At 64.9% G+C, this 24,892-nt stretch carries 18 protein-coding genes; 13 read left to right on the top strand and 5 right to left on the bottom strand.

The window, feature by feature from the left end; all coding sequences use genetic code 11:
- Nucleotides 1–22 precede the first annotated feature (22 nt).
- The gene (locus ATE70_RS07255) at nucleotides 23–934 is read right to left on the bottom strand and encodes a LysR family transcriptional regulator (protein ID WP_058537266.1); all 912 of its coding nucleotides are present in this window, start codon (nucleotides 932–934) and stop codon (nucleotides 23–25) included.
- 93 nt (nucleotides 935–1,027) lie between these two features.
- Nucleotides 1,028–2,206 carry a winged helix-turn-helix domain-containing protein gene (locus ATE70_RS07250; RefSeq protein WP_058537265.1) on the bottom strand — a complete coding sequence of 393 codons (1,179 nt, stop codon included), beginning with the start codon at nucleotides 2,204–2,206 and terminating at the stop codon, nucleotides 1,028–1,030.
- Nucleotides 2,207–2,388: 182 nt separating this feature from the next.
- On the opposite strand from ATE70_RS07250, the gene ATE70_RS07245 reads away from it, so the two are divergent.
- The 4 genes from ATE70_RS07245 to ATE70_RS07230 all read left to right on the top strand — a co-directional run bounded on the left by ATE70_RS07245 (nucleotide 2,389) and on the right by ATE70_RS07230 (nucleotide 10,142).
- On the top strand, nucleotides 2,389–3,387 hold the full coding sequence (locus ATE70_RS07245) for a substrate-binding domain-containing protein (protein WP_197411412.1): 999 nt from the start codon (nucleotides 2,389–2,391) through the stop codon (nucleotides 3,385–3,387).
- A gap of 121 nt (nucleotides 3,388–3,508) precedes the next feature.
- On the top strand, nucleotides 3,509–6,484 hold the full coding sequence (gene pgmB / locus ATE70_RS07240) for a beta-phosphoglucomutase (RefSeq protein WP_231732618.1): 2,976 nt from the start codon (nucleotides 3,509–3,511) through the stop codon (nucleotides 6,482–6,484).
- Nucleotides 6,478–8,841 carry a TonB-dependent siderophore receptor gene (locus tag ATE70_RS07235; RefSeq protein WP_058537263.1) on the top strand — a complete coding sequence of 788 codons (2,364 nt, stop codon included), beginning with the start codon at nucleotides 6,478–6,480 and terminating at the stop codon, nucleotides 8,839–8,841. Before pgmB ends, ATE70_RS07235 begins: the two co-directional genes overlap by 7 nt.
- A gap of 71 nt (nucleotides 8,842–8,912) precedes the next feature.
- A complete protein-coding gene (locus ATE70_RS07230) occupies nucleotides 8,913–10,142 on the top strand; it encodes an MFS transporter (protein ID WP_058537262.1) in 1,230 nt (409 codons plus the stop codon).
- Nucleotides 10,143–10,274: 132 nt separating this feature from the next.
- Here ATE70_RS07230 and ATE70_RS07225 read toward each other — a convergent pair whose 3' ends face one another.
- Nucleotides 10,275–10,745, bottom strand: a complete 471-nt coding sequence (locus ATE70_RS07225) for a DUF3237 domain-containing protein (RefSeq protein ID WP_058537261.1) — start codon at nucleotides 10,743–10,745, stop codon at nucleotides 10,275–10,277.
- Nucleotides 10,746–10,812: 67 nt separating this feature from the next.
- Complete coding sequence (locus tag ATE70_RS07220) at nucleotides 10,813–12,999, bottom strand: TonB-dependent receptor (protein ID WP_058537260.1); 2,187 nt, start codon at nucleotides 12,997–12,999, stop codon at nucleotides 10,813–10,815.
- 146 nt (nucleotides 13,000–13,145) lie between these two features.
- Here ATE70_RS07220 and ATE70_RS07215 point away from each other — a divergent pair, with 146 nt between their 5' ends.
- The 7 genes from ATE70_RS07215 to ATE70_RS07185 all read left to right on the top strand — a co-directional run bounded on the left by ATE70_RS07215 (nucleotide 13,146) and on the right by ATE70_RS07185 (nucleotide 21,733).
- The gene (locus ATE70_RS07215) at nucleotides 13,146–14,516 is read left to right on the top strand and encodes a spinster family MFS transporter (protein WP_058537259.1); all 1,371 of its coding nucleotides are present in this window, start codon (nucleotides 13,146–13,148) and stop codon (nucleotides 14,514–14,516) included.
- 95 nt (nucleotides 14,517–14,611) lie between these two features.
- Complete coding sequence (locus ATE70_RS07210) at nucleotides 14,612–15,094, top strand: MarR family winged helix-turn-helix transcriptional regulator (protein WP_058537258.1); 483 nt, start codon at nucleotides 14,612–14,614, stop codon at nucleotides 15,092–15,094.
- 78 nt (nucleotides 15,095–15,172) lie between these two features.
- Nucleotides 15,173–16,453, top strand: coding sequence for a hypothetical protein (locus tag ATE70_RS07205; protein ID WP_058537257.1), 1,281 nt, complete (start codon nucleotides 15,173–15,175; stop codon nucleotides 16,451–16,453).
- 102 nt (nucleotides 16,454–16,555) lie between these two features.
- Nucleotides 16,556–18,295, top strand: coding sequence for a sulfatase-like hydrolase/transferase (locus tag ATE70_RS07200; RefSeq protein WP_058537256.1), 1,740 nt, complete (start codon nucleotides 16,556–16,558; stop codon nucleotides 18,293–18,295).
- Between the two features lie 28 nt (nucleotides 18,296–18,323).
- Nucleotides 18,324–20,558 (top strand): TonB-dependent receptor, encoded by a 2,235-nt coding sequence (locus ATE70_RS07195; RefSeq protein ID WP_058799867.1) that lies wholly within the window; start codon nucleotides 18,324–18,326, stop codon nucleotides 20,556–20,558.
- An 18-nt stretch (nucleotides 20,559–20,576) separates the two neighbouring features.
- On the top strand, nucleotides 20,577–21,167 hold the full coding sequence (locus tag ATE70_RS07190; RefSeq protein WP_058537254.1) for an NADPH-dependent FMN reductase: 591 nt from the start codon (nucleotides 20,577–20,579) through the stop codon (nucleotides 21,165–21,167).
- On the top strand, nucleotides 21,167–21,733 hold the full coding sequence (locus tag ATE70_RS07185) for a MarR family winged helix-turn-helix transcriptional regulator (RefSeq protein WP_231732617.1): 567 nt from the start codon (nucleotides 21,167–21,169) through the stop codon (nucleotides 21,731–21,733). Before ATE70_RS07190 ends, ATE70_RS07185 begins: the two co-directional genes overlap by 1 nt.
- A gap of 58 nt (nucleotides 21,734–21,791) precedes the next feature.
- Here the strand turns inward: ATE70_RS07185 and ATE70_RS07180 are convergent, their stop codons facing one another.
- Nucleotides 21,792–22,412, bottom strand: a complete 621-nt coding sequence (locus ATE70_RS07180; RefSeq protein WP_058800993.1) for a hypothetical protein — start codon at nucleotides 22,410–22,412, stop codon at nucleotides 21,792–21,794.
- Between the two features lie 387 nt (nucleotides 22,413–22,799).
- On the opposite strand from ATE70_RS07180, the gene ATE70_RS07175 reads away from it, so the two are divergent.
- Together ATE70_RS07175 and ATE70_RS07170 are read left to right on the top strand one after the other, a co-directional pair.
- Nucleotides 22,800–23,510: a response regulator gene (locus tag ATE70_RS07175; protein ID WP_058537252.1), complete on the top strand. Its 711-nt coding sequence runs from the start codon at nucleotides 22,800–22,802 to the stop codon at nucleotides 23,508–23,510.
- Nucleotides 23,507–24,820 (top strand): ATP-binding protein, encoded by a 1,314-nt coding sequence (locus ATE70_RS07170; protein ID WP_156419630.1) that lies wholly within the window; start codon nucleotides 23,507–23,509, stop codon nucleotides 24,818–24,820. Before ATE70_RS07175 ends, ATE70_RS07170 begins: the two co-directional genes overlap by 4 nt.
- Nucleotides 24,821–24,892 lie beyond the last annotated feature (72 nt).

Genomic DNA, 24,892 nt, shown 5'->3' with positions numbered 1-24,892 from the left:
AGGATATTCGCGAAGCGAATGACTATGCGGACTGCGCCAGCTCGTCGGTGATGATCGAGCGCAGCCAGCCGAGACCCGGATCGACCTGCGCGGCCTGATGCCAGTAAAGATAGCTCCCGCCCTGTTCGACCGGCAGCGGCAGGTCGACGAGCTGCATCGGCCACATCGCGCCCAGCACTTCGGCATGCGACCGCGGTAGCGAAAACAGCATGTCGGACGATGCGACGATCTGCCACGCGGTGATCGCATGCTGGCAGCGGACCGCGACGCGCCGGGCGAGGCCCATGCGGCCGAGAGCGATGTCCTCGATCCCGGGACCATAAGGCCGCGACGTCGCGATGATATGCTCGAGCGAAAGATAGGTATCGAGATCGATCGCGCCGTCGACGCGCGGATGCCCCTTGCGCGCGACGACAACGATGGGCTCGGTCCCGAGATAATGGCGCTGGAGCCGGTCGTCGGCGGGTAGCGCGACGTCGAGCGCGAGGTCGAGATCGCCGCTCGCGAGCATCATCACGAGGTCGCGGCGGCGGAAGGTCACGCTCGCGAGTGCGACATGCGGGGCTTCGCGCCGCACGCGCGCGACGAGCGAGGAGAAGCGCGGCATCTCACCCGACAGGCGCACGCCGATGCGGAACTCGCGCGTCGCCTCGGCGGGGTCGAACGACGCGGCGGCGTCGAGCGCCGCGTCGAGCCCGCGCAATGCCTCGCGCACCGGTCCCGCGATCGCACGCGCCGCCGGGGTTGGCACCAGCCCGTTGCCCTGCCGCACGAAGAGCGGATCGTCGAACTGCGCTCGCAAACGCGTCAGGGCATGGCTGATCGCCGGCTGCGACAGGTTCAAGTGGCGCGCCGCCGCCGACACGCCGCCCTTGACGAAGATCGCGTCGAATATCCGCAGCAGGTTGAGATCGAATCTGGCGAGCTGCCGCAAGACGTCCTCCTCTGCGAAATCGGCGTGTGACGGATTATCGGCCTAATCGCTAATGATGCGGAAGTGAACCCGCGGGTGCGGCCGCCCTCCCGCTCAGGATGATGCGACCGTGATGCCTATCCGGACGCCTTCGAGGCCCAGCCATGCCGCCATCCGGTCGAGTTCGAGCCCGAGACGCTCGAGGGTTTCGGCGGGAGCGCCCGGTTCGAGGGTGATCCGGTGCGCGAGCAGGACGCCGGCCTGACGGTCGGCCTTGAGATCGACGCGGGCCACCAGCGCGTCGTCCATCAGGAAGGGCAGGACGTAATAGCCATGGGTGCGCTTGTCCTGCGGGACATAGATTTCGATGCGGTAGCGGAACCCGAACAGACGTTCGGTGCGGCTGCGCTCCCAGATCAGGGGGTCGAACGGAGCGAGCAGCGCCGCACCGTTGATGCGGCGGGGCACGCGGGCGTCGCGGTGCATCCAGACCTTCTGGCTCCAGCCTTCGATCCGCGCGGGGATAAGGACGCCCGCCTCAGCCTCGGCAGCGATCGCATGATCGGCTTCGTCGGGCTTCAGGCGATAATAGTCGCGCAAATCCGAAGCGGTCGCTACGCCGAGCGCGCGGGCGCTCCGTTCGATCAATGCGCGCTGCGCGCTTGCGGCATCGGGGGTGGGCAGGTCGAGAACCGCATTGGGCAACACGCGCTCGGGCAGGTCATAGACCCGCGCAAAGCTGCCGCGGCGCGTCGCGGTGGTGATGCTGCCCGACCAGAACAGAAATTCGAGGGCGTGCTTGGTGTGGCTCCATTCCCACCAGCCACTTTTGCTCGACCCATTCTCGAAATCGGCGGCCGTCAGCGGCCCTTCGGCGGTGATCCGGTCGAGCACGGCCTGTGCTTCGGGGCGGTGCTCGGTCGCAAAACGCTTCAAGGCCTGATAGCCGATCTCGCCCCGCTCGGCGCGCGCCATCCGCCAACGCAGCAGCGGATGAAGGTCGAGCGGAAGCAGCGAGGCCTCATGCGCCCAATATTCGAACAGGCGCCGCTGGCGGGTGGGGCCCCAGGCATCGCGCTCGAGCAAAGTCCGATCATAGCCGCCGAGCCGCGAGAAGGCGGGAAGATAGTGCGCGCGCGCCAGAACGTTGACGCTATCGATCTGGAAGAGCCCCAGGCGGCCCAGCGATTTGCGCAAATGGAGGGCCGTCGGCTGTTCGGGGCGACCGACGCCGAAACCCTGCGCGGCGAGCGCGATCCGGCGCGCTTCCTTGAGAGAGAAGGTGATCGTCACTTGCGGAGGCTTGGCGCCAGCTGCGGGGAGCGTCAACCGTCATGGATGCACAGCCGGGATGGCGACCCGACACAGATGCCCCCGACTGCGAAGCGGCTTGTGAAAGCCGGCCGTCGGGCGTTAGGGGTGCGCTATGGCTCAGCGCATCGATTCTCGCCATCCGTCACCATGCGATGCTGCGGGTGAGTAAAGGAAAGCCCAACGACGGCGCGCGGCCGACGATGGCGGATGTGGCTCGCGAGCTGGGCGTCGCGAAAATCACCGTTTCGCGTGCGCTGTCGGACCATTCGACGGTGAAGGACAGTACGCGCACGCTGATCCGCGAGACCGCCGAGCGCATGGGTTACCGGCTCAATGTGTCGGCGCGCAACCTGCGGCAACAGCGCACGCGGACGATCGCGGTCGTGATCGAAATGACGCCCTCGCACGAGCGTCTGATGAGCGAGCCCTATCCGTTGCTGCTGCTTGGCGGCATCCTCCAGGAACTGACCGCGGCCGGGCAGAATATGGTGCTCACCACCATCGACCTCTTTTCCCAGGCGCCGCCCTCGGCCGACGGCGTGATCCTGCTGGGGCAGGGGGTGCATGACGATGCCGCGGCCGTGATCGAGGCGACCGGGCTGCCCTATGTCGTGTGGGGCGCTGAACATGGGCCGCCCGAACGGATCGTCGTCGGCAGCGACAATCGCGAGGGCGGGCGCCTTGCGGCCGAATATCTGCTGGGCCGCGGATGCCGCCGCCTTCTGTTCCTCGGCGATGCCGAACATGGCGAGGCCGAGGATCGGCTGAGAGGGTTCGAAGCGGGGCTCGCGAGTTCGGACGCGATCATCGCCGGCAATATTCCCTGCGCCTTCACGCTCACGGCCGGCCGCGAGGCGGTGGCGCCGCTGCTGGACGGGCAAAGCCTCGATTTCGACGGCATCTTTGCGAGCAGCGACGCGATTGCGATGGGCGCGATCGAGGCGTTGCAGGCGCGGGGCCATGCGGTTCCCGGCGATGTGTCGGTCGTCGGATTCGACGATTCGCCGGGGGCGGCTCTTTTTTCGCCGCGCCTCACGAGCATCCGACAGGACTGGGGCGTCGGGGGCGAATTGCTGGCGCAAAAGGTTCTCGACAAAGTGGCCGGGAAGGCCGTTGCGTCGCGCGCGATGCCCGTCGCGCTGATCATCCGCGAAAGCTAGGATAACCGCGCTTCCATTGCGATACGCCGTCGGTTTCCCTCAAAATGGTATCGATATCTTGACATCGATACCATTTTGAGGGAAACCGACGATCGAGAGCGAGGGCCGAGGAGTCTTCGCCATGGGTGAGGACGGCGTGGCGACTATCGAACATTCCCCCGAAGCGATGCGGCTCGTCCGGCGCGGTGCGTCGGCGACCGGTGCGCAGGCGCATGCGCTCTTCGCGCTCGCCAACGGGCTGGTCGGCGTCGAAGGGGTGATCGACGAATGCGCGGCGATGCCCTGCGCCTATCTTCCGGGCGCCTATGTCCGCCGGCCGATCGCCTATCATGAAAGCTTTCCCGGTTACGCGACCGCGACCGATACGCGGATCGCATGCCCCAGCCCGGTGCTGCTGCGCCTCCATATCGATGGCGCGCCGGTCGATTTCGGTACGGCCGAACTCGTCGACACCGAAAGCGCGCTTGATTTCGCTTCGGGCCAGCTGCGTCGCGCGTCGCGCTGGCGCCTTGAAAATGGCCGAACCCTCGAAATCGCGGCCGATCGCATCGTCCCGCTCGCCGGCGCCGCCGCCGTCGCCTCGCGCATCCGCATCCGGCCGCTCGATTTCGGCGGCGCGTTCGAACTGTCGCTGACCTACGGTATCGAAAGCGCGGGAACGGGCGGCGCCGAAGCCGATGACCCGCGCATTTCGGCGCGGCTGCGGCCGGCTTGGCGCGCTATGCCTTCGCTGCCGGGCGACCCGCCCTCGGTCACGCGGTTCGCGCAGGATGCCGTCGAGCTCGCCTATCGCCAGCATGTCGCCTGTCCCGCCGCCGACGTTGCGGCGGTCGATATGGGGCATGAAGTGCGCGGCGCGCTGGTCGCCGGCGGCACCCTCACCATCGACCGGGTGGTTGCGCTCGCTTCGGCGCGCGGCCGCTCGGTCGAGCTGGCCGCGTTGGACAGCACGGAGGCCGATTTCGACACGATCGCCAAAGCGCAGCGCGATGCTGTTCGCGTGCTGTGGGACGGCGCTGCGTTGGCGATCGACGGCGACGAGGCGATGACCGCGGCGCTGCGGTTCGACCTGTTCCAGCTCCATCAGTCGGCGAGCCGCGATCCGGGCCATAGCATCGGCGCCAAGGGGCTGACCGGCGAGGGCTATGAGGGCCATTATTTTTGGGACGCCGAAACCTTCATGCTGCCGGTGCTCGCGCTGCAGGCGCCGGGCAAGGCGCGGACCTTGCTTGCCTATCGCATCGGCAAGCTCGACCGCGCGCGGGCGCATGCAAAGGCGCTCGGCCATGCGCGCGGCGCGCTCTATCCGTGGCGGACGATTGCGGGTGACGAATGTTCGTCGCACTATCCGACGGGATCGGCGCAATATCATATCAATGGCGACATCGCCTATGCGCTCGCGCTCTATGTCGCGGCGACCGGCGATGAGGAATTTCGCGCGCGCGCGGCCGAAATGCTGTTCGAAACCGCGCGCATGTGGATCGAGATCGGCGCGTTCGATGCGCGGCGCGGCGGCGCCTTCGGCATCCATGGCGTGACCGGGCCCGACGAATATTCGGCGCTCGTCGACAATGATTTCTACACCAACGCGATCGCGCGCCGGCACCTCGGCTATGCCGCCGAAACGGCGGACTGGCTGCGTGCGCGGGGCGATCTCGCGGCGCTGGCAGGCGCGATCGGTCTCGACGACGACGAGATCGCGACGTGGCGCAAGGCGGCGGACGCGATGTGGCTGCCGGTCGACGCGATGCTCGGGATCAATCCGCAGGACGACGCCTTTCTGGGACGCCCCGAATTGCCCGGGCTGAAAACGCGCGGTCACGACGGACCGCTGCTGATGCGATATCATCCGATGATCCTGTTCCGGCATCAGGTGGCGAAGCAGGGCAATGTCGTCCAGGCGATGGCGATGGACCTCGTGTCGATGCCGGTGTCGCGGCAGCGGCGCAACCTCGACTATTATGGCCGCGTCACGACGCATGATTCGACGCTCTCGTCGGTGTCTTTCGCGATCAGCGCGGCACGGCTCGGCGAAGAGGCGGCGGCGCTCGATTTCATGCGCGAATGCGCGTTCGTCGATCTCGAGGATCGCCACGGCAACACCTCGCACGGCCTCCATATGGCCGCGCTGGCGGGAAGTTGGCTGGTCTTGGCGCAGGGATGGGGCGGATTGCGGCTCGACGGACCGGTGCCGGCCTTCGCTCCAACGCTTCCGTCGGCCTGGAAAGGATACCGCTTCCGCCTGCAATGGCGCGGCAGCGTGATCGAGCTCGCGGTGGACGCTGCGGGCTGCACCTATCGTCTGTTGTCGGGGGCGCCGCTCGACATTCTCGATCATGGGCGCCCGCTGCGCGTCGGCGCGGCCCCCTCGACGCTGGCGCGGCCGACGGTGAAGGGTGCGATCTTCGACCTCGATGGCGTGCTGACCGACACCGCCGAGGATCATTATCAGGCGTGGCAAGCGCTCGCCGACACATATGGCTTTGCTTTCGACCGCGCGGTGAACGAGCGATTGAAAGGGGTCGACCGCGCGGGGTCGCTGCGGCTGATCCTTGATCAAGCCGGCGCCGCGGTCGACGCCGGGGCGTTCGACGCGATGCTGGCGGAAAAGAATGCGCTCTATCGTGCGCGGCTGGCCGATTATTCTCCCGCGAATCTTTTCGCGGGCGTCACCGGCCTGTTCGCCGAGCTGCGCGCCGCCGGGCTGAAAATCGGCCTTGCGTCGGCGAGCCGCAACGCCGGTGACGTCGTGCGACTGCTTGGTATTGCCGACCAGTTCGATTTTATCGCCGACGCGGGCGCGGTCGCGCACGGCAAGCCGGCGCCCGACATCTTTCTGGCCTGTGCCGACGGCATGGGCCTCGCCGCGAACCAATGCGTCGGGATCGAAGACGCCCAAGCGGGAATTTCGGCCATCCATGCGGCGGGCATGGTGGCCATTGGCATCGGGTCGGAAGAGGCGCTGCCCGATGCCGAGATCAACGTCACCGCCATAGGCGATCTGACGCCCGGCCGGATCCTGTCAGCAGAACAGGAAGCGACGGCGCGCGGACGCCTTTCAATCAGAACAGGTAAAGTGGAGGATATGCCATGTTGAAACGAACCTATTTGCTATCGTCGATTGCGCTGATCGCGCTGCCGGCCACGGCTTTCGCCCAGGAAGCGCCTCAACCCGACGACGCGGCTGCGGCCAATGAAGAGATCATCGTCACCGGCACCGCCGGCGGCGGGGTCAACCGCCAGGATGCGGCGTTCGCGATCACCAGCATCAATTCGGACGCGATCGATCGCGCCGCGCCGAACAGCACCGCCGACCTGTTCAAGGTCATCCCCGGCGTGTCGGCCGAAAGCTCGGGCGGCCAGAATGGCGCCAACATCTTCGTGCGCGGCTATCCGTCGGGTGGCGACGCCGAATTTGTCACGCTGATGGTGCAGGGCGTTCCCTTCTTCTCGCCCCCGACCTTGTCGTTCCTCGAAAACACCCAGCTGATCCGCATCGACGAGACGATCGAGCGCGTCGAGGCGGTTCGCGGCGGCACCGGCGCGCTGTTCGGCAGCGGCCAGCCCGGCCTCACCGTCAACTTCGTCCAGAAGGAAGGCGGGCGCGATTTCGAGGGGCTCGTGAAGGCGAGCATCACCGACTATGGCGACCTGCGCGGCGACATGCTGCTGTCGGGGCCGCTCGGCGAAAATACCAGCTTCATGGTCGGCGGCTATTATTCGAGTGGCGAGGGTATTCGCAGCCCGGGCTTCACCGCCGAAAAGGGCGGCCAGATCACCGGCAATATCCGCCACGATCTCGACAAGGGTTCGATCCTCGTCTTCGCGCGCTACCTCAATGATCGCGGCCAATGGCTGCTGCCGATCCCGGTGATCCGCGACGGCAACAAGGTGCGCCAGTTCGGCAATATCGATCCCGGCACCGGCGTGCTCGCGGGTCCCGAAACGCGGCTCAGCACGCTTCCCGACGGGACGCGCGCAGACCTTGCCGACGGCCGCGGCGCAAAGCTGATCAACCTCGGCACCAATTTCGATTACGAGATCGGTGAGGGTTTCCAGCTGCGCTACCGCGCGAGCTATCTGAAGGGCGATGCCGACACGACCGGCCTCGTCCCCGCCAGCACCGCGACGACGGCGAACGCCTATGCCGCCTCGCTCGGCAGCACGGTGGGCAGCCTGACCTATGTCAACGGCGGGCAGGCGGTCGCCGGCACGCAGCAGGTGATCCGCGCAGGCACGTGGATCGTGCGCAAGCAGATCGAGGATTTCACCAACGACCTCGCGGTCGAATGGGAAAGCGGCAACAACAAGTTCACCGTTGGCGCCTATTATTCGGACTTCTCGTCGGACGATCAGTGGAACCTCGGCAACGTCCACCTGCTGACCGCCGAAAATCACGGCCGTCTGCTCAACCTGACGCTCGCCAACGGCCAGGTCGCGTCGAGCAACGGCTTTACCCAAGGGTCGTTCTTCAACGTCAACGCCGCCTATGACGGCCGCGAATATGCCTTTTATGCGGTCGACGAATTCCAGATCACGCCCGAACTGCGCTTCGACGCCGGGCTGCGCTACCAGAATTACAAGGCGACGGGCACGATCGAGAACAACAGCTCGGTCGACACCGATAACAACCCCAATACGCTGTATAACAACGGCACGGCGGTGCTCAACGGCACCTTCCGCAACATCGCGTACAAGAAGGGCGCCTGGTCGTGGACCGCGGGACTCAACTATGACGTCTCGTCGTCGGTCGGCGTCTATGCCCGCTACAACCGCGGCAACACGAACCCCTTCTTCGACAATCTGCGCGACGGGATTTTCGTGTCGCCGCGCGTCGATAATTTCGAGGGCGGGGTTAAGGTCCGCACCGATCTCGTGTCGCTCTATGCCACGCTGTTCCATACCAAGTTCAAGGGGCTGGTGACGACGGTGATCCAGAATGGCGCGCCGGTTGCCGACATCGGCGGCGCGCGCAGCACCGGGGTCGAACTCGAAGGGCAGATCCGTCCGATCGACAATTTCGCCATCGCCTTCTCGGGCACCTGGCTCGATGCGAAATACCGCGATTTCTTCGCGGGCGGCGGGACGATCGACCTCAGCGGCAATCGCGTGCAACGCCAGCCGAAGTGGCAATGGCGCGTGACGCCGTCGTACGACATCGAGTTCGGCGATAATAGCAAGGTCTCGCTCTATTCGACCTTCAGCTATGTCGGCGACCGCTTCTCCGACACCGCGAACACCCAGTCGCTGCCGCATTATTTCAAGATCGATGCGGGGGTGACGGTCGACGTCAACGACGCGTTGCAGTTCGCCGTGACCGCCGACAATCTGACCGACAAGGTCGGGCTGACCGAAGGCGATCCGCGCACCCTGGGGCAGGCGGGGGGCGAAGTCGTCAACGCGCGCCCGATCCTCGGCCGGTCGTTCCGCTTCAGCGCCGCGTATAAATTCTAAAAGGATCATCCCTCCCTGGGTGGCCGCGGCCTCTTCGCGGCCACCCCCCTTTTTTCTGCTAAGGACGGCTGATGGCGCGCACTCGACTGATCGCAGCACTGATCCTGACTTACGTCGCCTTTGCGATGCTGCTCAACAGCGTCGGGACCGTGATCCTTCAGTCGATTTCCAGTTTCGATGTCACCAAGCCGCAGGCGAGCACGCTAGAGGGGTTCAAGGACATCACGATCGCGGTCGTGTCGTTCGTGACCGCGAGCTATCTGCCGCGTCTTGGCCTTCGCAACGCGCTGATCGGCGCGCTCATCCTCGCGATCGCCGGCTGTATCGTCATGCCGCTGGTCGGCAGCTTCGGCGCCGCGCAGCTCCACTTCGCGATGGTCGGCGCGGCCTTTGCGGTTGCCAAGGTCGTCGTCTACTCGATGATCGGCCTCGTCACCGACAGCCCGCGAAAGCACGCCAGCCTGACCAGCCTGATCGAAGGCATGTTCATGGTCGGCGTTCTCTCCTCCTATTGGGTGTTCAGCGCCTTCATCGACCCGACCGGCCTCCGCTGGCTGAACGCCTATTGGGTGCTTGGCGCGATTACGGCACTGGCGCTCGCGCTGTTACTCACAGCGCGGGTCGACGAACATCGCACGCATGAGGGCGAAGAAGCGGCCGCAAGCGAGGGGCCACCGTTCGTCGCGATGCTCAAGCTCGCGGCGCTGCCGCTGGTGCTGGTCTTCGTCGCCTGCGCCTTTCTGTTCGTGCTGATCGAACAGGGAATCCAGAGCTGGCTGCCGACCTTCAACAACGAGGTGCTGCACTTGCCTGCGCAGATGAGCGTGCAGGCGGCCAGCCTGTTCGCTGCGTGCCTTGCGATCGGGCGCTTCGGCGCGGGCGCGGTCATGGCGCGCTTCGACTGGTATCCGGTACTGAATGTCTGCCTCGCATCGCTTGCGGCGCTGATCATCCTCGTGCTGCCGCTTGCCGACGGCCTCGCCCCCGGGGCGATCCATAGGTGGGGCGACGCGCCGATCGCGGCCTTCCTCTTTCCGCTGATCGGCATCGCGCTGGCGCCGGTCTATCCAACGATCATCTCGGTGATGCTGAGCGCCATGCCCAATCGCCAGCACCCGTCGCTGATGGGGCTCGTCGTCGTCTTCTCGGCGCTCGGCGGGACGACCGGATCGGTCATTACCGGCGCCATCTTCGCGCATCTCGACGGGCGCACCGCGTTCACGCTGATGCTTGTCCCGACGGCGATGCTTGCTGGCGGGCTCTTTTTGCTCCGCCGCAGGATCCAGGTCATAGAAGCCTGATTCCAGAGGAAGGCGAGCCATGGTCGCCAACCGATTGGGTACACCGAGAGGGGCGGCCTGCGTTTTCCTGCGAGCGATTCCGATGTCCGCTATGCGCTCCCGGAAGTCCAGTTCGCCGGCGATCGGACCCTCTTAAAGCAGCTCGAACACATCGTAGCGTACCGCGCCGCCGATGCTGGCGCCGAGTCCGACGGCGACGATGTCGTTGAGCCATAGATAGCGCTCGTCCCCGGTCTCGAACATCGGGGTGGTGCGGAAATAGACTTCGGCCTTTTCCTCCGGCGTCCGCGGGCCGCCGTTCCGCGCATGTTTGTGCGCGGCCGACAGCGGGCGCAGCACGCCGCGATAGGAGACATAGATCAAGGCGCCATCGTGCGTTTCCATCGTGATGCGCGCGTCGAGCCGTAGCGTGTCATTGTCGTCGATCGTCGCCCAGTCGCCGCCGCTTGGCATCACGCGGCCGTGCAGCCGCTCGCCCTCGACTTCGCCGCCGGTCAGCGCGGCGATCATCCGGCGCCCGAAATGCGCCTTGCCGATCATCTGCTGCGGCTCGGTGAAGCTGGCCTTGTAGGAGCAGAGATAGCGGAAACGGGGTTCTTCCATCGGTCATCCTCTCTCTAGTGCAGGGGAGCGGGCGCGGCGGCGAAAGGGGTGCCGCCGCGCCCGCGGGTCAGATCTTGAATGCGACCGTTACGCCATAGGTGCGCGGCGGCGCGTAAGGCGTCAGAATCTGGCGGAAGGGGCCGAAATAGGTGACGTAAGTCGGCGTCAGCTCGTCGGTCAGATTCTTGCCCCACAGCGAGACTTCCCAGCGATCGCCCGGCCCCGAAAGCGAAAGGCGCGCATCCAGATTATCGTGCGAAGGCCAGAGCTGCTGCGGAATATTCGATGCCTCGAAAAACGCGTCGTCGACCCAGCTGTAATCGACGCGCAGCTTCGCCGACAGGTCGCCGACAGGGGTTTCGAACTGGCCGCCGATGTTGAACTTGTTCTTCGGCGAGCGCGGCAGCTGGTTGCCGGTATAGTTCAGACCCGGAATCGTATATTCGGTGAACTTCGCATCGAGATACGCATAGCTGCCGTCGATTTGGAATCCCTCGAACGGCCGCGCGACGGCTTCGACCTCGATCCCCTTGATCCGCGCCTTCGCCGCGTTGCTGACGACGACGCAGCACAGCGGGACGAGCTGCGAGACCTGGAGGTCCGAATAGTCGGTACGGAACGCCGCGACGTTGAGCCGCAGGCGCCGGTCGAGCCAATCGGTCTTTGCGCCGACCTCATAGCCCCAGGCGAATTCGGGATCATAAGGAGTCGAGGCGCCCGCGGCGGTGCCCGACAACCCCTGAAAGCCGCCGCTCTTGTAGCCGCGCGCGACCGAGGCATAGAGCAGCACGTCGTCGGTCGCCTTCCAGTTGAGCGCGAAACGCGGCGTGAAAGCTTTCCAGCTCTTCTTGCCGGTCACGTCATAGCCGGCGAGCGATCCGAGCGGCGGCGGCAGGCCGGGTCCGCTGTCGGCCTTGAAGCCCGCGAAACGGCCGCTCTTGCGCTCCCATGTCATGCGCGCGCCCACCGTCGCGGTCAGCGAGGGGACGATCTCGACATCGACCTGCCCGAAGATCGCGACGCTGCGCGCATTGACCGACTGCGGATAGATGCCGATCCCCGAATTGGCGGGGCTCGGGAAGTCCTGAATCTGCCCTTCGACGCGGTCGTTATTCTCCTTCAGGAAATAGACGCCCGTCTGGCCCTTCAGGCGCCCGCCCCATGCGTCGAAGGACAGGCGCAGTTCCTGGCTGAACTGGCTGTTGTCCTCTTCGCCGAAGCTCGTCGATTCGATCTGTGCCGGCGGGTTGACCGGGTTGCTGAAGAAGGGGGTGACGAAATTGAACTTCACCTTGCGGAGCGCAGTGAGCGAGGTCAGCGTCCCGAACGGCAGGTCGAGGTTAGCTTCGGCCGAATAGGTCTGGATCGTCCGTTTGACCTCGCCGTCGATATAGGCGTTCACGACGCGTGGATCGGGGTTGATGCCGACGCAATGGATGCCGCCCTGAAAGCTGGTGTCGCAATTATTGTGGCGTGGATTGCCCTTCTGGTCCTGACGCGCGATGTCGGCGCGAAGGATGATGTCGAGCGTGTCGGTGGGCACGAAACGCAGCGCAACGCGGCCCGTCGTCAGGTTGAGGTCGTTGACGTCATTGCCCGTCGTCTCATTATATTCGAAGCCGTCGCGCTGCTTGTGCGACAGCCCTGCCGACAGATACACCTTATCGGTCAGCGCCATATTGCCGCGCGCGATCACGCCGACGCGGTCGTAATTGCCGTAGGTGCCCTCGAAAAAGAAGCTTTCCTCATCGGTCGGCTTGCGGCTGATGAACTGGACGAGGCCGCCGATCGCATTCTTGCCGAACAAGGTGCCCTGCGGTCCGCGCAGCACCTCGACGCGTTCGAGGTCGAGCGCGTCGAGGTCGGGGGTGCCGCCGCGTCCCGCATAGACGCCGTCGATGAAGACGACGACCGAGGGATCGCCGCCGGCGTTCTGGCTGATGCCCGGCGCGCTGCCGATGCCGCGCATCGCGAAGTTGGTGTTGATCGGGTCGACCGCGCTGACCGCAAGGCCCGGAGTGCGGATCGCGATGTCCTGCACCGTTTCGATGCTGTTGTCACGAAGCTGCTCGGCGCCGAACGCGGTGACCGAGACCGGGACGTCCTGAAGCCGCTGTTCCTGTCGCTGCGCGGTGACGATGATGTCGCCGCTCGTGTCGTCGGTGGCGTCCTGCGCCGCAGAGGCCGCGGGCAGCGCGGCGATCGCCGCGCCGGCCAAGAAGAGGATGGACTGCTTCCTTCCGAAATTTGTCATATCGCGTCTCCCAACACGTTGTTTTTTCGTGCGTCCCGATCATGCTTGACTCGGTCGGCAATTTACTTAGTTTGCTAAGTAACTGTTTCTATATAACAGGCCGGCTTGCGGTGCAAGAGCGAGCGGCGATCGGGAGGACAGGATCGATGGCGACGGAGATCGCGACAGGCGCGCCGCAAGGCGAACTGGGCGGGGAAGCGGATGCAGAGCCGGGCTGGCCGCGCCCCGCCTATAGCTGGTACGTCGTCGGCGTCCTGCTGCTCGCCTATACGCTGTCCTTCGTCGACCGGATGATCCTCAGCCTGCTCGTCGCGCCGATCCGTGCCGCGCTGAACATTTCGGATACCGAAGTCAGCCTGCTCATCGGGCTCGCCTTCGCGCTCTTCTATACCGTGCTAGGCCTTCCGATCGCGTGGATCGCCGACCGGTGGAACCGCCGGAACCTGATTGTGTCGGGCGTGGCGCTGTGGAGCGTTATGACCGCAGCGTGCGGCTTCGCCGGAAGCTATGCGACCTTGTTTCTCACGCGCATGGGAGTCGGGGTCGGCGAAGCGGCGCTTTCGCCCGCCGCCTATTCGATGCTCAGCGACACCTTCCCGCGCGACCGGCTCGCTCGCGCGATGGCCGTCTATTCGATTGGTGTGCCGCTCGGCTCGGGAGTCGCGATGATCCTCGGCGCCTTTGTCGTCCAGGCGGTGCTCGCGGAGCCGATGATAGAGCTGCCGCTGTTCGGCCCGGTCGAGGCGTGGCGGACGATCTTCATGTGGGTCGCGGCGCCGGGACTGCTGATCTGCCTGCTGCTCCTGACGATCCGCGAGCCGCTGCGGCGGGGGCTGGTGCAGGCCGGATCGCAGGGTGCCGCGGCGCCCGGCTTCCTCGCGCATCTGAAGGCACACCGCGCCGCGCTCGGGGCGCTGTTTGCGGGCATGTCGCTGATCGGGCTCGTCATGTACGGTGTGATCGCATGGGTGCCGACCTTCTTCGCGCGCACCTATGGCATGGACGTGGCGCAAGCCGGCCTGTGGTTTGGTATCATCATGGCAACAGGCGGCGCGGCGGGGCTGGTGGCGGGTGGGACGCTCGCCGACCGGCTGTTCGCAAAAGGGGTCGCCGATGCGCATCTGCGCGTGATGCGGCTGTCGATCCTGCTTGGCGGGCCGCCCTTGCTCGCGGCGACGCTGATGCCGGATGCGACGCTTGCCTTCGTCATGCTCGCGCTCGCCTTTCCGATGCTGACGATGCACGGCGTCGGAACGGTGGCGTTGCAGTTCATCACGCCGAACGAATATCGCGCGCGCGTCACCGCGCTCTATTTCTTTGTCGTCAACCTTGTCGGGCTCGGTTTCGGGCCGATGCTGATGGCTTTGCTCACCGATCATCTGTTCGGCGACGACGGCGCACTGCGCTATTCGATTGCGCTGGTGACGGGCATCGCGCTGCCGCTCGCGGCGATCATCCTCACTGCGGGCTTTTCGGCTTTCGCGCGCGATCTCGCCAAAATGACGGACGCCGGTTGACCCTGACCGGACCGGGCTCCATGCCGCTGCGGATTGCGCGGAGATCGTGGCGGACCTTATGACAGGCCCGCCCCGCGGCCAAAAGGAAGACGACGATGGATAGCCCGTTCCTGATGATGAACCTGCTGAGCGCCGTCTACTGGTTTGACGAGGCGCTGCAGGCGGCGCTCAAGGAGGCCGGCATTCCCAACGTCAGCCGTGCGCAGTCGATGTTGATCGCGAACATATCGGCGGGCGAACATCGCGCGACGCGCATCGCCCGCAATCTCGGCGTCACACGGCAGGCGATCAGCCTGATGCTCAGCGAGCTCGAGGCGCGCGGCATCGTCGAACTCGTCCCCGATCCCGCCGACCGGCGCGCGCGGATCGTCCGTTTCGCCGAACAGGCGAACGACACCCGCCGCGCCGCCGCGAAGGCGTTGCAATATCTCGAAGTCAAACTCGTCGAACGGATCGGCCTGCCGGCCTATCACGGCCTTCGCGATGCGATGCGCATGGACTGGGGCGATCCACCGCGCGTGCCGCCCGAAGCGCTCGAAGGGCCCGAGGCGGCGACGGCCCGGCCTTCGTCAATTTAGTTAAGTTTCTTGACATTATTTCCGGGTGGCCTAATCTGGCCGCATAAGCCGATTCCGGCTGCCGGGAGAAAGGATGTCATGAATATCGCCGTTCAAACGCGCCGGGCGGAGGATGCCGCCGAGCCTTTCGCCGATCGCCGGATTCCGAAAGGCGGCGACTGGCTGTCGCGCGAAGAGCTCGCGGCGCTGACGCCCGAGGAGCTGGTGCGCCGCACCACCGCGCTCAAGCCGCTCGTCGCCGCGCACGCGCTCGAATGCGAGCAGCTGCGCCGTCCGGTCGATGCCGTGTGGGACGCGATCCGCAAGACCGGCGTCTTCTATCATTTCGTTCCCAAGCGCTATGGCGGGCTGGAATTCGACATCGACAGTTTCATCGACGCGATGCTGCCGATCGCCGAAGGGTGCGGTTCGACCGGCTGGGTCACCGCTTTCTGCGTCGAGCATAACTGGATGCTCGCGCAATTCCCCGAAAAGCTGCAGGACGAGACCTTCGGCGGCGACTTTCCCTATGTCATCGCGCCGGGCGCGACCAACCCGCCAGGTATCGCCGAGCCGGCGGACGGCGGCTATCGCCTGACGGGCCGTTGGAAATGGGGCACGGGCGTCATGCACGCCGACTGGGTGATGGTGACCGGCATGATTCCTGGCGAAAACCCGCCGCGCCAGCTTTTCCTGGCGTTGCCGGCGGACGAGGTCGAGGTGCTCGACACCTGGCATGTCGACGGGATGATCGGCACGGGCAGCAACGACATCCGCTGCGACGACATTTTCGTCCCCGAACATCGCGTGATGGACATGGGCGAAATGCGCATGGGCTGCGCGCCCGGCGCGAAGATCCACGCGCACAATCCGATCTACCGGATGCCGATGACGCCCTTCCTCGCGATTACCGCGGCGATCGGCGCGGTCGGCGTCGCCCGGTCGGCGGTCGATCATTTTCGCGAACGCATCGGGGTTCGCACCATGCTCGGCACCACGGTCAAGCAGAACGAAAAGGCCTCGGCGCATATGCGGCTCGGCGAGGCCGCGGCGAAGACGCAGACCGCCGAAATGATCCTGCGCGAGGTCGGGCGGCGCAATGTCGCACTGACCGAAGCGGCCGGAGACGGGCTGGTGAGCAACGAGGACCGCATCGCGCTCCGCGCACAGGTCGCGCTCGCGATGGATCTGTGCCGCGACGCGATCCGGCTGCTGGTCGAAGGCGCGGGGTCGAGCGCGCATATGACGAGCAGCCCGCTCCAGCGCGCGCTGCGCGACGTCAACGTGATGGCCAGCCACGTCGTCTACGACTTCGACGGCGCGACCGAACTGCTCGGACGGTCCCTGATCGGCTTGCCGCCCAACACCCCGGTTTTTTGAGATCGGCGAAAATTTGCGCAAGCAACTTGACAAATATTTTTTGCCTGCCATGATCTTAGTATACTAAGAAACTTCGGCACGACCGGCTTTGGGAGGTACGGGATGCGCGATACGGGAGAGATCGACCGGCGGACATTGCTCGCCGGGGGCGCTGCGGCCCTGGCGGCGGTGCAGGGCGCGAGCGCGACGGGGGCTGCCGCCGCCGAACGCGCCGCGCCGGTGCGGGCGGACCCGAAGCGGCGCGGCGGCCGCCCGAACATCCTCTTGGTGGTCAACGACCAGGAACGGGCGCTCGCCGACATTCCCGCCGGCCTGCCGCTGCCCGCGCACGACTGGTTGCGCGAACGCGGCATTCTCTTCGATCGCTTCCATGTGAACACGACGCCGTGCGGTCCGTCGCGCTCGAACATCTATACCGGGCTGCACACGCAGCATAGCGGCGTCTATGCCAATCCCAACTCGCCGCCGCACCCAGAGCTCAGCCCGCAGATTCCGACGGTCGGGACGATGTTGCGCCGCGCCGGTTATCGCACGACCTACAAGGGCAAATGGCATCTTTCGAACATCAACGAGGGACTGAACCTGCGCGGCGTCGCCGGCGGGATATTTCCCAACACGCGCGACATTCTCGAGCCCTTTGGTTTTTCGGGCTATAATTTCAACGGCGAGCGCGAGGGGCTTTCGTGGGAAGGCTTTATGAGCGACGGGGTGACCGCCGCCGAGGCCGCCAGCCAGCTCCGTGCCTTTGCCGACGACGATGATGCGGCGCCGTGGTTCATGGCGGTCAATTTCGTCAATCCGCACGACATCATGTTCTATGACCCGAGCGGCGAGGGCGAGGCGACGCGCGCGCGGCCGAACCTTGTCGCGCCGCTGCTCGCCGCGCCGGGCGACCCGGTTTACGGCCGCGACTGGAATTTCCCGCTGCCACGCAGCTTTTATGCCGACGACCTGTCGCGCAAACCGCGCGCCCACGCCGCGATCAACGCCAGTTCGGGCGCCTTCTACGGCCGGATGCGGCACGCGGATGAGGCGGTCTGGCGCCGCAACCAGAATTATTATTTCAACTGCATCCGCGACGTCGACCGGCACATGCAGACGGTGTTCGACGCGCTCGTCGCCTCGGGGCAATTCGACAATACGATCATCCTCTTCACCTCCGACCATGGCGAACGCGCCGGCGCGCATGGGATGCGGCAGAAGGGCGGCACGATCTATAAGGAGGATGTCGGCGTCCCGCTGATCGTCGTCCACCCCGACCTTCCCGGCGGGCGCACGACCCACGCGCTCGGCAGCGCGGTCGACCTGGTCCCGACGATGCTGGCGCTCGCCGGCGTCGACGAAGCGGCGGGTCGCGAAATGCAGCCGAAGCTGGCCGGTCACGACCTGTCGGCGGCGATCGCTGCGTCCACCGCGCGGACAAGACGTGACGAGGCCGGGATCCTCTTCAACTATGCGGTGCGCTACGGGTGGAACGCCCCCGATGTGCCGAAGGGCGTCGCCGAAACGAAGCCGCTGCCCGAAAACGACCTGATGTTGCGCCGCCTGCACCGCGGCGTCCACGACGGCCGCTACAAATTCGCACGCTATTTCGCGCCCGCGCAGCATCATTTGCCTGCGCGCTGGGACGACCTCGTCGCCCATAACGACCTCGAACTCTATGACACGGCGGCCGACCCCGACGAGATCGACAATCTCGCCTGGCGACCGGACGCCCACAAATCGCTCATCGAACGCCTGAATGCCAAGACCAACAAGCTGATCGAAGCCGAGGTTGGCGAGGACAAGGGCGCCGAATATCCGGGTCCGGCCACACAATATGAGACGCTGAAACTCGCCTGACCGTCACCTTGGGAGAGGGACTATGAAAATGAAAACACTGCTTTGCGGCGGCGCGATGACGCTCGCCCTCGGAACACCGGCCTTTGCGCAGGAGGCGGCGGCAGACGGCGCCAGCGCGCGCGATGACCAGACGATCATCGTCACCGCGACCCGCCGCGAGCAGACGCTGCAGGAAGTGCCGATATCGGTCGCGGTGGTTGGTGGTAAACAGCTCGAGGAAAAGGGCACGCTGTTGTTCGACGATGTCGCCGATAGCGTCCCCAACCTCCAGATCGACCGCACCAATGGCAATTTCGCGATCACGATGCGCGGCCTTGGCGCCGGGACGGGCAATCTGTCGTTCGAGCAGTCGGTCGGGCTGTTCATCGACGGGGTCTATCTCAGCCGTTCGCGCGCCTTCCAAAACCCGCTGCTCGATATCCAGCGCGTCGAGATCGTGCGCGGGCCGCAAGGCGCGCTGTTCGGCAAGAATACCAACGCGGGTGCGATCAGCGTCGTCACGCGCCGCCCGACGCGCGAGTTCGAGGGCTTCGCCCGCGCGAGCGGTGAGGTCGAGCAAGGCGGCTGGAACCTCGACGGCGCGGTGTCGGGACCCGTATCGGACACGATCAGTGTTCGCCTGACCGGACGCGCCGGCGCGATCGGCGACTATATGAAAAATACGCTGACCGGCCGCGACGAATTCGGATCCCGCTATGAAGCGGTGCGCGGCCAGATCCTGTGGGAGCCGAGCGACGATTTCGAGGCGCTGGTCAAGGTCGAGCATTCGTCGAACCGCGTCGATGGCGGCGCGCTGGTGTTCAATTATATCGGCGATGCGAGCTGCTTCCTTTGCAACAAGGTGCGCAATTCGGGTGCCAACGTCCCCGAATATCCGTCGTTCCGCCGCGCGTCCGCGGGGACCAATCCCGAATATGACGACACCAAAACGACGATGGCGCAGCTGACGATGAACCTCGATGCCGGCGACTGGCGCTTTACGTCGGTTACCGCCTGGCAGGAGCTGAAGGGCGGCGTGAATATGGACTATGACGGTCCGCTGACCTTTTTGGAATCGGACATCACCGAACAGTCCAATTCGCTGTTTCAGGAAGTGCGCGCGCAGCACCCGATCGGCGACGATGGCGCCTTTATCGCCGGGCTGACCTATATCGACACCGATTTGCACATCCAGCAGGCGTCGACCTTCAACGCAGCAAGCGCGGGATTTCCCGCCCCGCTCAACGGCCTGTCGCTCCGTCAGTTCAACCAGACCGGCGAATCCTGGTCGCCCTTTGTGTCGGTCGAGGTGCCGGTCAGCGAGCGGATCATGCTCAGCGGCAGCCTGCGCTATTCGAAGGAACGCCGCGTGGGCAACGCGATCTCGAGCAATATCGGCGTCTTTCCGCCGACCTATCTGCCCTATGATCTGACCGAAACGCGCAAGGAGAGCCTGTGGGACTATTCGGCGCGCATCCGGTACGAATTTTCGCGCGATGCCTATGTGTACCTCAGCTATGCGACGGGCACCAAGGGCGGCGGTTTCGTGTCGAACGATGCGCTGCTCCTTTTCAACATCCAAAGCGGCGTCGCGACCTTCCAATATGATTCCGAACGGGCGAGGTCATGGGAGCTCGGCGGGAAATTCCGTTTCCTGGGCGGCAAGGGGCAATTCAACGTCGCGCTGTTCCGCACCAATTTCGCCGACCTGCAGGTGTCCGAATATAATGGCACCGCCTTCATCACCGGCAACGCCGCGTCGGCGATCGCCCAAGGGGTCGAGATGGACGCGAATATCGGCCTCGGCGACCATTGGCGCGTCGGCGGCAGTTTTGGGTATCTGGATGCCCACTACAAGGATTATCCGGGCGGCGCCTGCCTCTATAATGCACCGGCGACGTGTAACCCGCGAACCAATAATCTGGCAGGGGTTCGCCTTGTCCGCGCGCCCGAATGGACGGGCAATGCGTTCATCGAGGCCAAATATCCGGTGTCCGGCAGCCTGTATGTGCTCGGCAATGTCTCGGCGAATTATCAGTCGCGTTCCTTCTTCCAGCCCGACATGAGTCCGCTCAACTCGCAGCCCGCTTTCACCAAATATGACGCTCGGCTGGCGGTGGGCCGCGAAGACGGCCGATGGGAACTCGCGCTGGTGGGCCGCAACCTCACCAACAAGGTCACCACCAGCCAGGGATTCAATACTCCGGTATTTGGCGGCAACAGCCACATGGCGCTCGTCGGATCGCCGCGGACGGTGACGCTGCAATTGTCGCTCGACTTCTGATTGCGCGGACGAGGCAGGATGGAGCGGCCCGAACTCTTGCTGCTCGCCGGGGGCATTCGCCCGGGCTCGCTCAACGAGAAGCTGATCGGCTGCGCGGTGCAGGCGGCGCGCGATCGCGGGCTGCCCGCGACGCGCCTGTCGCTGGCGGACTATCGCCTGCCGCTGTTCGGCGCCGAAGCGCTGTCGATCGACGAGGTGCCCGAGGCGTTGGCGCTCAAGGCGATGTTCCGGCGCCATGACGCCGTGATCATCGCGAGCCCCGAGCATAATGGCTCGGTCACCGCGATGCTGAAGAACGCGCTCGACTGGATTTCCTGTCCCGGGGAAGGCGAGGCGGCGCAGCACTATGGCGCCTTTCGCCGCAAGCCTTTCGCGCTGCTGTCGGCGTCATCGAGCCCGTTCGGAGGGTTGCGCGGCCTGTCCCAGCTTCGCCAGATTCTGACCACCGTGAACGCCTGGGTGGTGCCCGAACAGCTCAGCGTGCCGCACGCCCATCGCGCGTTCGACGCGACCGGCAAGCTCGCCGATCCCCTCCTTCGGACCCTGCTGGATGAACTGGTCGACACGGTGGCAGGTGCGGTCCGCCACGAAGCGGTCGAAGGGAAATGATGAGCGAGCGGCTGCCTGCCGGGAATTACTGGGCTTTTGATGACAGCCTCGGCTATCTCGCTCGCCTGATCTTCCGCTCCTTTTCCCGGCTACGCGAGCAGCACACCCGCGAATATGACATATCCTCGGGTCAATGGACGTTCCTCCGCCAACTTTGGAGAGACGACGGGATCAGTCAGCGCGAACTCAGCCGCCGGCTCGCGATGCGCGATGCGACGACTGCGGTTACGCTCCGGGCGCTGGAACGGGCGGGTTTGGTGCGCCGCGCCGTCAACCGCCGCGACCGGCGTGAAATACTGGTTCATCTGACTCCGCATGCCAGGCGTCTGGAAAAGCTGCTCATGCCGAGGACCGCCAAAATCCAGGCGCTTGCCACCCAAAATTTATCGGATGCCGAAGTCGAGACCCTCAGGCGGCTGCTGCTCCATGTGATCGACAATCTCGCTTCCGCCGATCCCGAGCTTCAAGACAGTCGGCGAATCATTCCTCACCCCAAGCAGATCGACAGAGGGCAATCGCGAAGTGCGCACGAAGTGACAACTTCGCGGGAAGCGCTGCCGAGTTAATCTTATTCGGCGGAACGCCCGTGCGGTGGAGGGATTGGCTTGCCGATCAATCGCTGACCTAAGCCGACAACGTCGCGCGATAGTCGTCGACGGCAAGCAAGAGCCCTTCGATCTCGGCCGGAACGATCCGGATCCGGAGGTCATCTCGGCCATTCGGCCGCCCCTTGAATTTGAGATCCCAGCCTTCCGCGCGGGTCATGGCGGCCCTGAGCTGGGTCTCGTCGACCGAGAAGACCAGCTTCATCGTCAGCGCGCAATCGCCGTTGAAGTCGCTGTTCGGGCACATGGTGTCGTCGCCGCGCCGCGCGTGATCGAGCCGCTGTGCCACGAGGTTGCCATCGCGATCCGCGAAGTGGACCGTATCATAGAGACGCTGCGAGCCCCAATAGCGCAGGGACTGGTGCACCTCGAACCGGGTTTCGCCGGTGCGCTTGTCGACATGGGCTTCGACATGGCTGTCGAACGAGGTCGAGCCATTCAAGCGCCGTTCTTTGCGAAAACCGTTACGGGTCGAGATAATTGTTGCGAACTCCAGATCGTCGTCGTCGATCGTGGCTTTGGAGCGGAACGCTTCCGCATCCATCTTCGCGAGCTGTCTCGGCACCGCGGGCGCGTTCGCCACCGCGGGCGAAGCCAGGACAACTGCGACCACGCCAAGGGTCAGGCTGGAAAAACGCACGAGTGAAACTCCTTGAAAACCATGAAACCGGCGGGGGGACGCCGCCATGGCTCGAGCAAATACCGGCCGAACAATGCACTCAGGTGTCGCCAACGTAAGGAAACATTGCTGAACTGCGCGGGTGGTCTCAGCCATCAAGCAGCTCGATCGGATTTTTCCGCAGCCTCTGCTCTCCCGCTGCCGACCGTCTGTCTTGTCAACAGGCCCAAATCTCGTTGTCGCGAAGCACGGGCGCGTGCCGGGTATGTTGTAAGAAAATGTTTCTGCGCCCACGCGCGCACTGGAAGGGCGGCGCGTCGTCCCTATCTGGAGCTGGCGGGTCGCCTGACCATTTGCCCTCCGGGCTTTCATCACCAGAGACTACGAACGAACGGCGTATATTTCCCAATGACTGCCTCCACAATTTTGATCGTTGAGGACGATCCCGCCTTGCGCACGCTTACGGCTCGCGCGCTTCAGCAAAATGGCTATCAAGTCCGGCCTGCAGCTTCCGCTCCCGAAATGTGGCTGGCGCTGGATGTCGGGGCCGTCGATCTTGTGCTGCTCGACGTCATGCTGCCCGGGACCAGCGGCCTCGATCTCTGCCGTCAGCTTCGCCAGCAGAGCGAAGTGCCTATCATCTTCGTGAGCGCCAAAGGCGGCGAGACCGATCGAATCGTCGGGCTCGAACTGGGTGCCGACGATTATCTCGCCAAGCCATTCAGCACCCGCGAGCTGACCGCTCGCGTGCGTGCCGTGCTTCGCCGTGGGCGTCTGGACCGTCAGCATGGAAAAGGCGGACAGCAGGTCGCTGAATTTGCTGGCTGGATAGTCAATTTTTCGAGGCGCGAGCTGCATTCTCCGACGGGCGCGATCGTCGAGTTGACGGGTGCAGAGTTTGATCTGTTGTCTAGCTTTCTGGAGAACCCTCAACGTGTGATTGCCCGTGAACGGTTGATCGAACTGTCGCGAACGCGGCTCGGCGACGCTTCGGATCGCAGCGTCGATGTGCTGGTCAGCCGCTTGCGGCGCAAGCTTTCGCACAAGGATGCGAGCGCGCCGATCATCACTGTTCGCGGCGTCGGCTATATGTTCAACGTCGAAGTGTCGCGTCGGTGACCGACGCCATGCGGCCGTCGCTCGGGCTGGTCGGGCGGATCTTTCTGATCCTGCTATTGGCGATGACGATCGAATTCACCGTCAGCACCTTCCTTCACGAGCGAGCGGGGCAGTTGCGCGTCGAAGAGGATGAGGCGCACCGCGTGGCCGAGCATCTCGCCGCTGCCAGCCGTTTGCTGAACGCGAGCCCGCGCAGCGAACGCCCGGCCCTCGCGGCCCGCCTGTCGAGCGAAACCTTCATCGTCGAATGGCATCCTACCAGCCTCCCGCTCATGCCAATGGCGGCGCCGCTGAACGAAATGCGCATGCAGATCATCGGATGGGAGCCAGCTCTGGGGCATGAGAATTTGCGCCTGCATCTGAAGGAGCCGGGACGTAACGGCAAGGTCACCGGCCAGCTGTCGCTTGCCGACGGAAGCTCGCTGGAGTTCAAGGCGACGCAGCTCGTCGATCCCTCGCGGCTGCGGATCAACCGGTTCCTGTTGGCGCTGGTGCCCGCGATCGCGCTGATCCTCATCGGCGGACTGCTCATGCGCCGCGTGCTCTCCCCGATGCGAATGCTCGCGCGCGCCGCGGTACGGATCGGCGAAGGCGACGCCGTGGTTCTTCCCGAGGTCGGCGTATCGGAAATCCGGCGCGTGATCGCCGCCTTCAACGAAATGCAGGCGCGCATCCATCAGCTGATCACCGATCGCACGGAGGCGCTTGCCTCTGTCGGCCACGACTTGCGCACGCCGCTCGCAAGGTTGCAGCTTCGCACCGAGGCAATCGACGATCCGTTTTTGCGCCTTTCGATCGAGAAGGACGTCGGCGAAATGGAAGCGATGGTGGCTTCGCTCCTCGCTTTCTATGGCGGCGACAGCGATCCTGAAAAGCCCGTACAGACGGACATAGCGGTCTTGGCGGCGACAATCGTCGACGATGCTTCGGACATGGGCGATCTGGCGGCCTATCAAGGACCGGACCATCTCGAGATCGTTGTGCGTCCGTTGGCGCTCAAACGCGCTCTGTCCAATCTCGTTGAGAATGCGATCAAATATGCCGGCGGGGCGCAGGTCAGTATTCGAACGGAGGATGGCCGGGTCGTCCTCTGCGTCGAGGACGACGGCCCGGGCATTCCCGAAGATGAACTGGAGCATGTGCTCGAACCCTTCGTCCGGCTGGACCTTGCGCGGAGCCGCGATACGCTCGGGTTGGGATTGGGAATCCCGATCGCGCGGCGCGTTGCGCACCGGGAGGGCGGCATGCTGCGTCTGTCGAACCGGCCAACAGGCGGGCTGCGCGCCGAGATTGATATTCCGCTAGGCTGAGCGGGCGGAAACACTTCCTTACAAGCGGAAACATTTGCTTACACAATTGCTGCGTCGCAGCAAAGTTCGGGG

This window comes from Sphingopyxis sp. H053 (assembly GCF_001468225.1).
Lineage (GTDB): Bacteria > Pseudomonadota > Alphaproteobacteria > Sphingomonadales > Sphingomonadaceae > Sphingopyxis.
The sequence above is the reverse complement of the archived record's forward strand: the minus strand, read 5'-3'. Positions and strand labels throughout refer to the sequence as shown.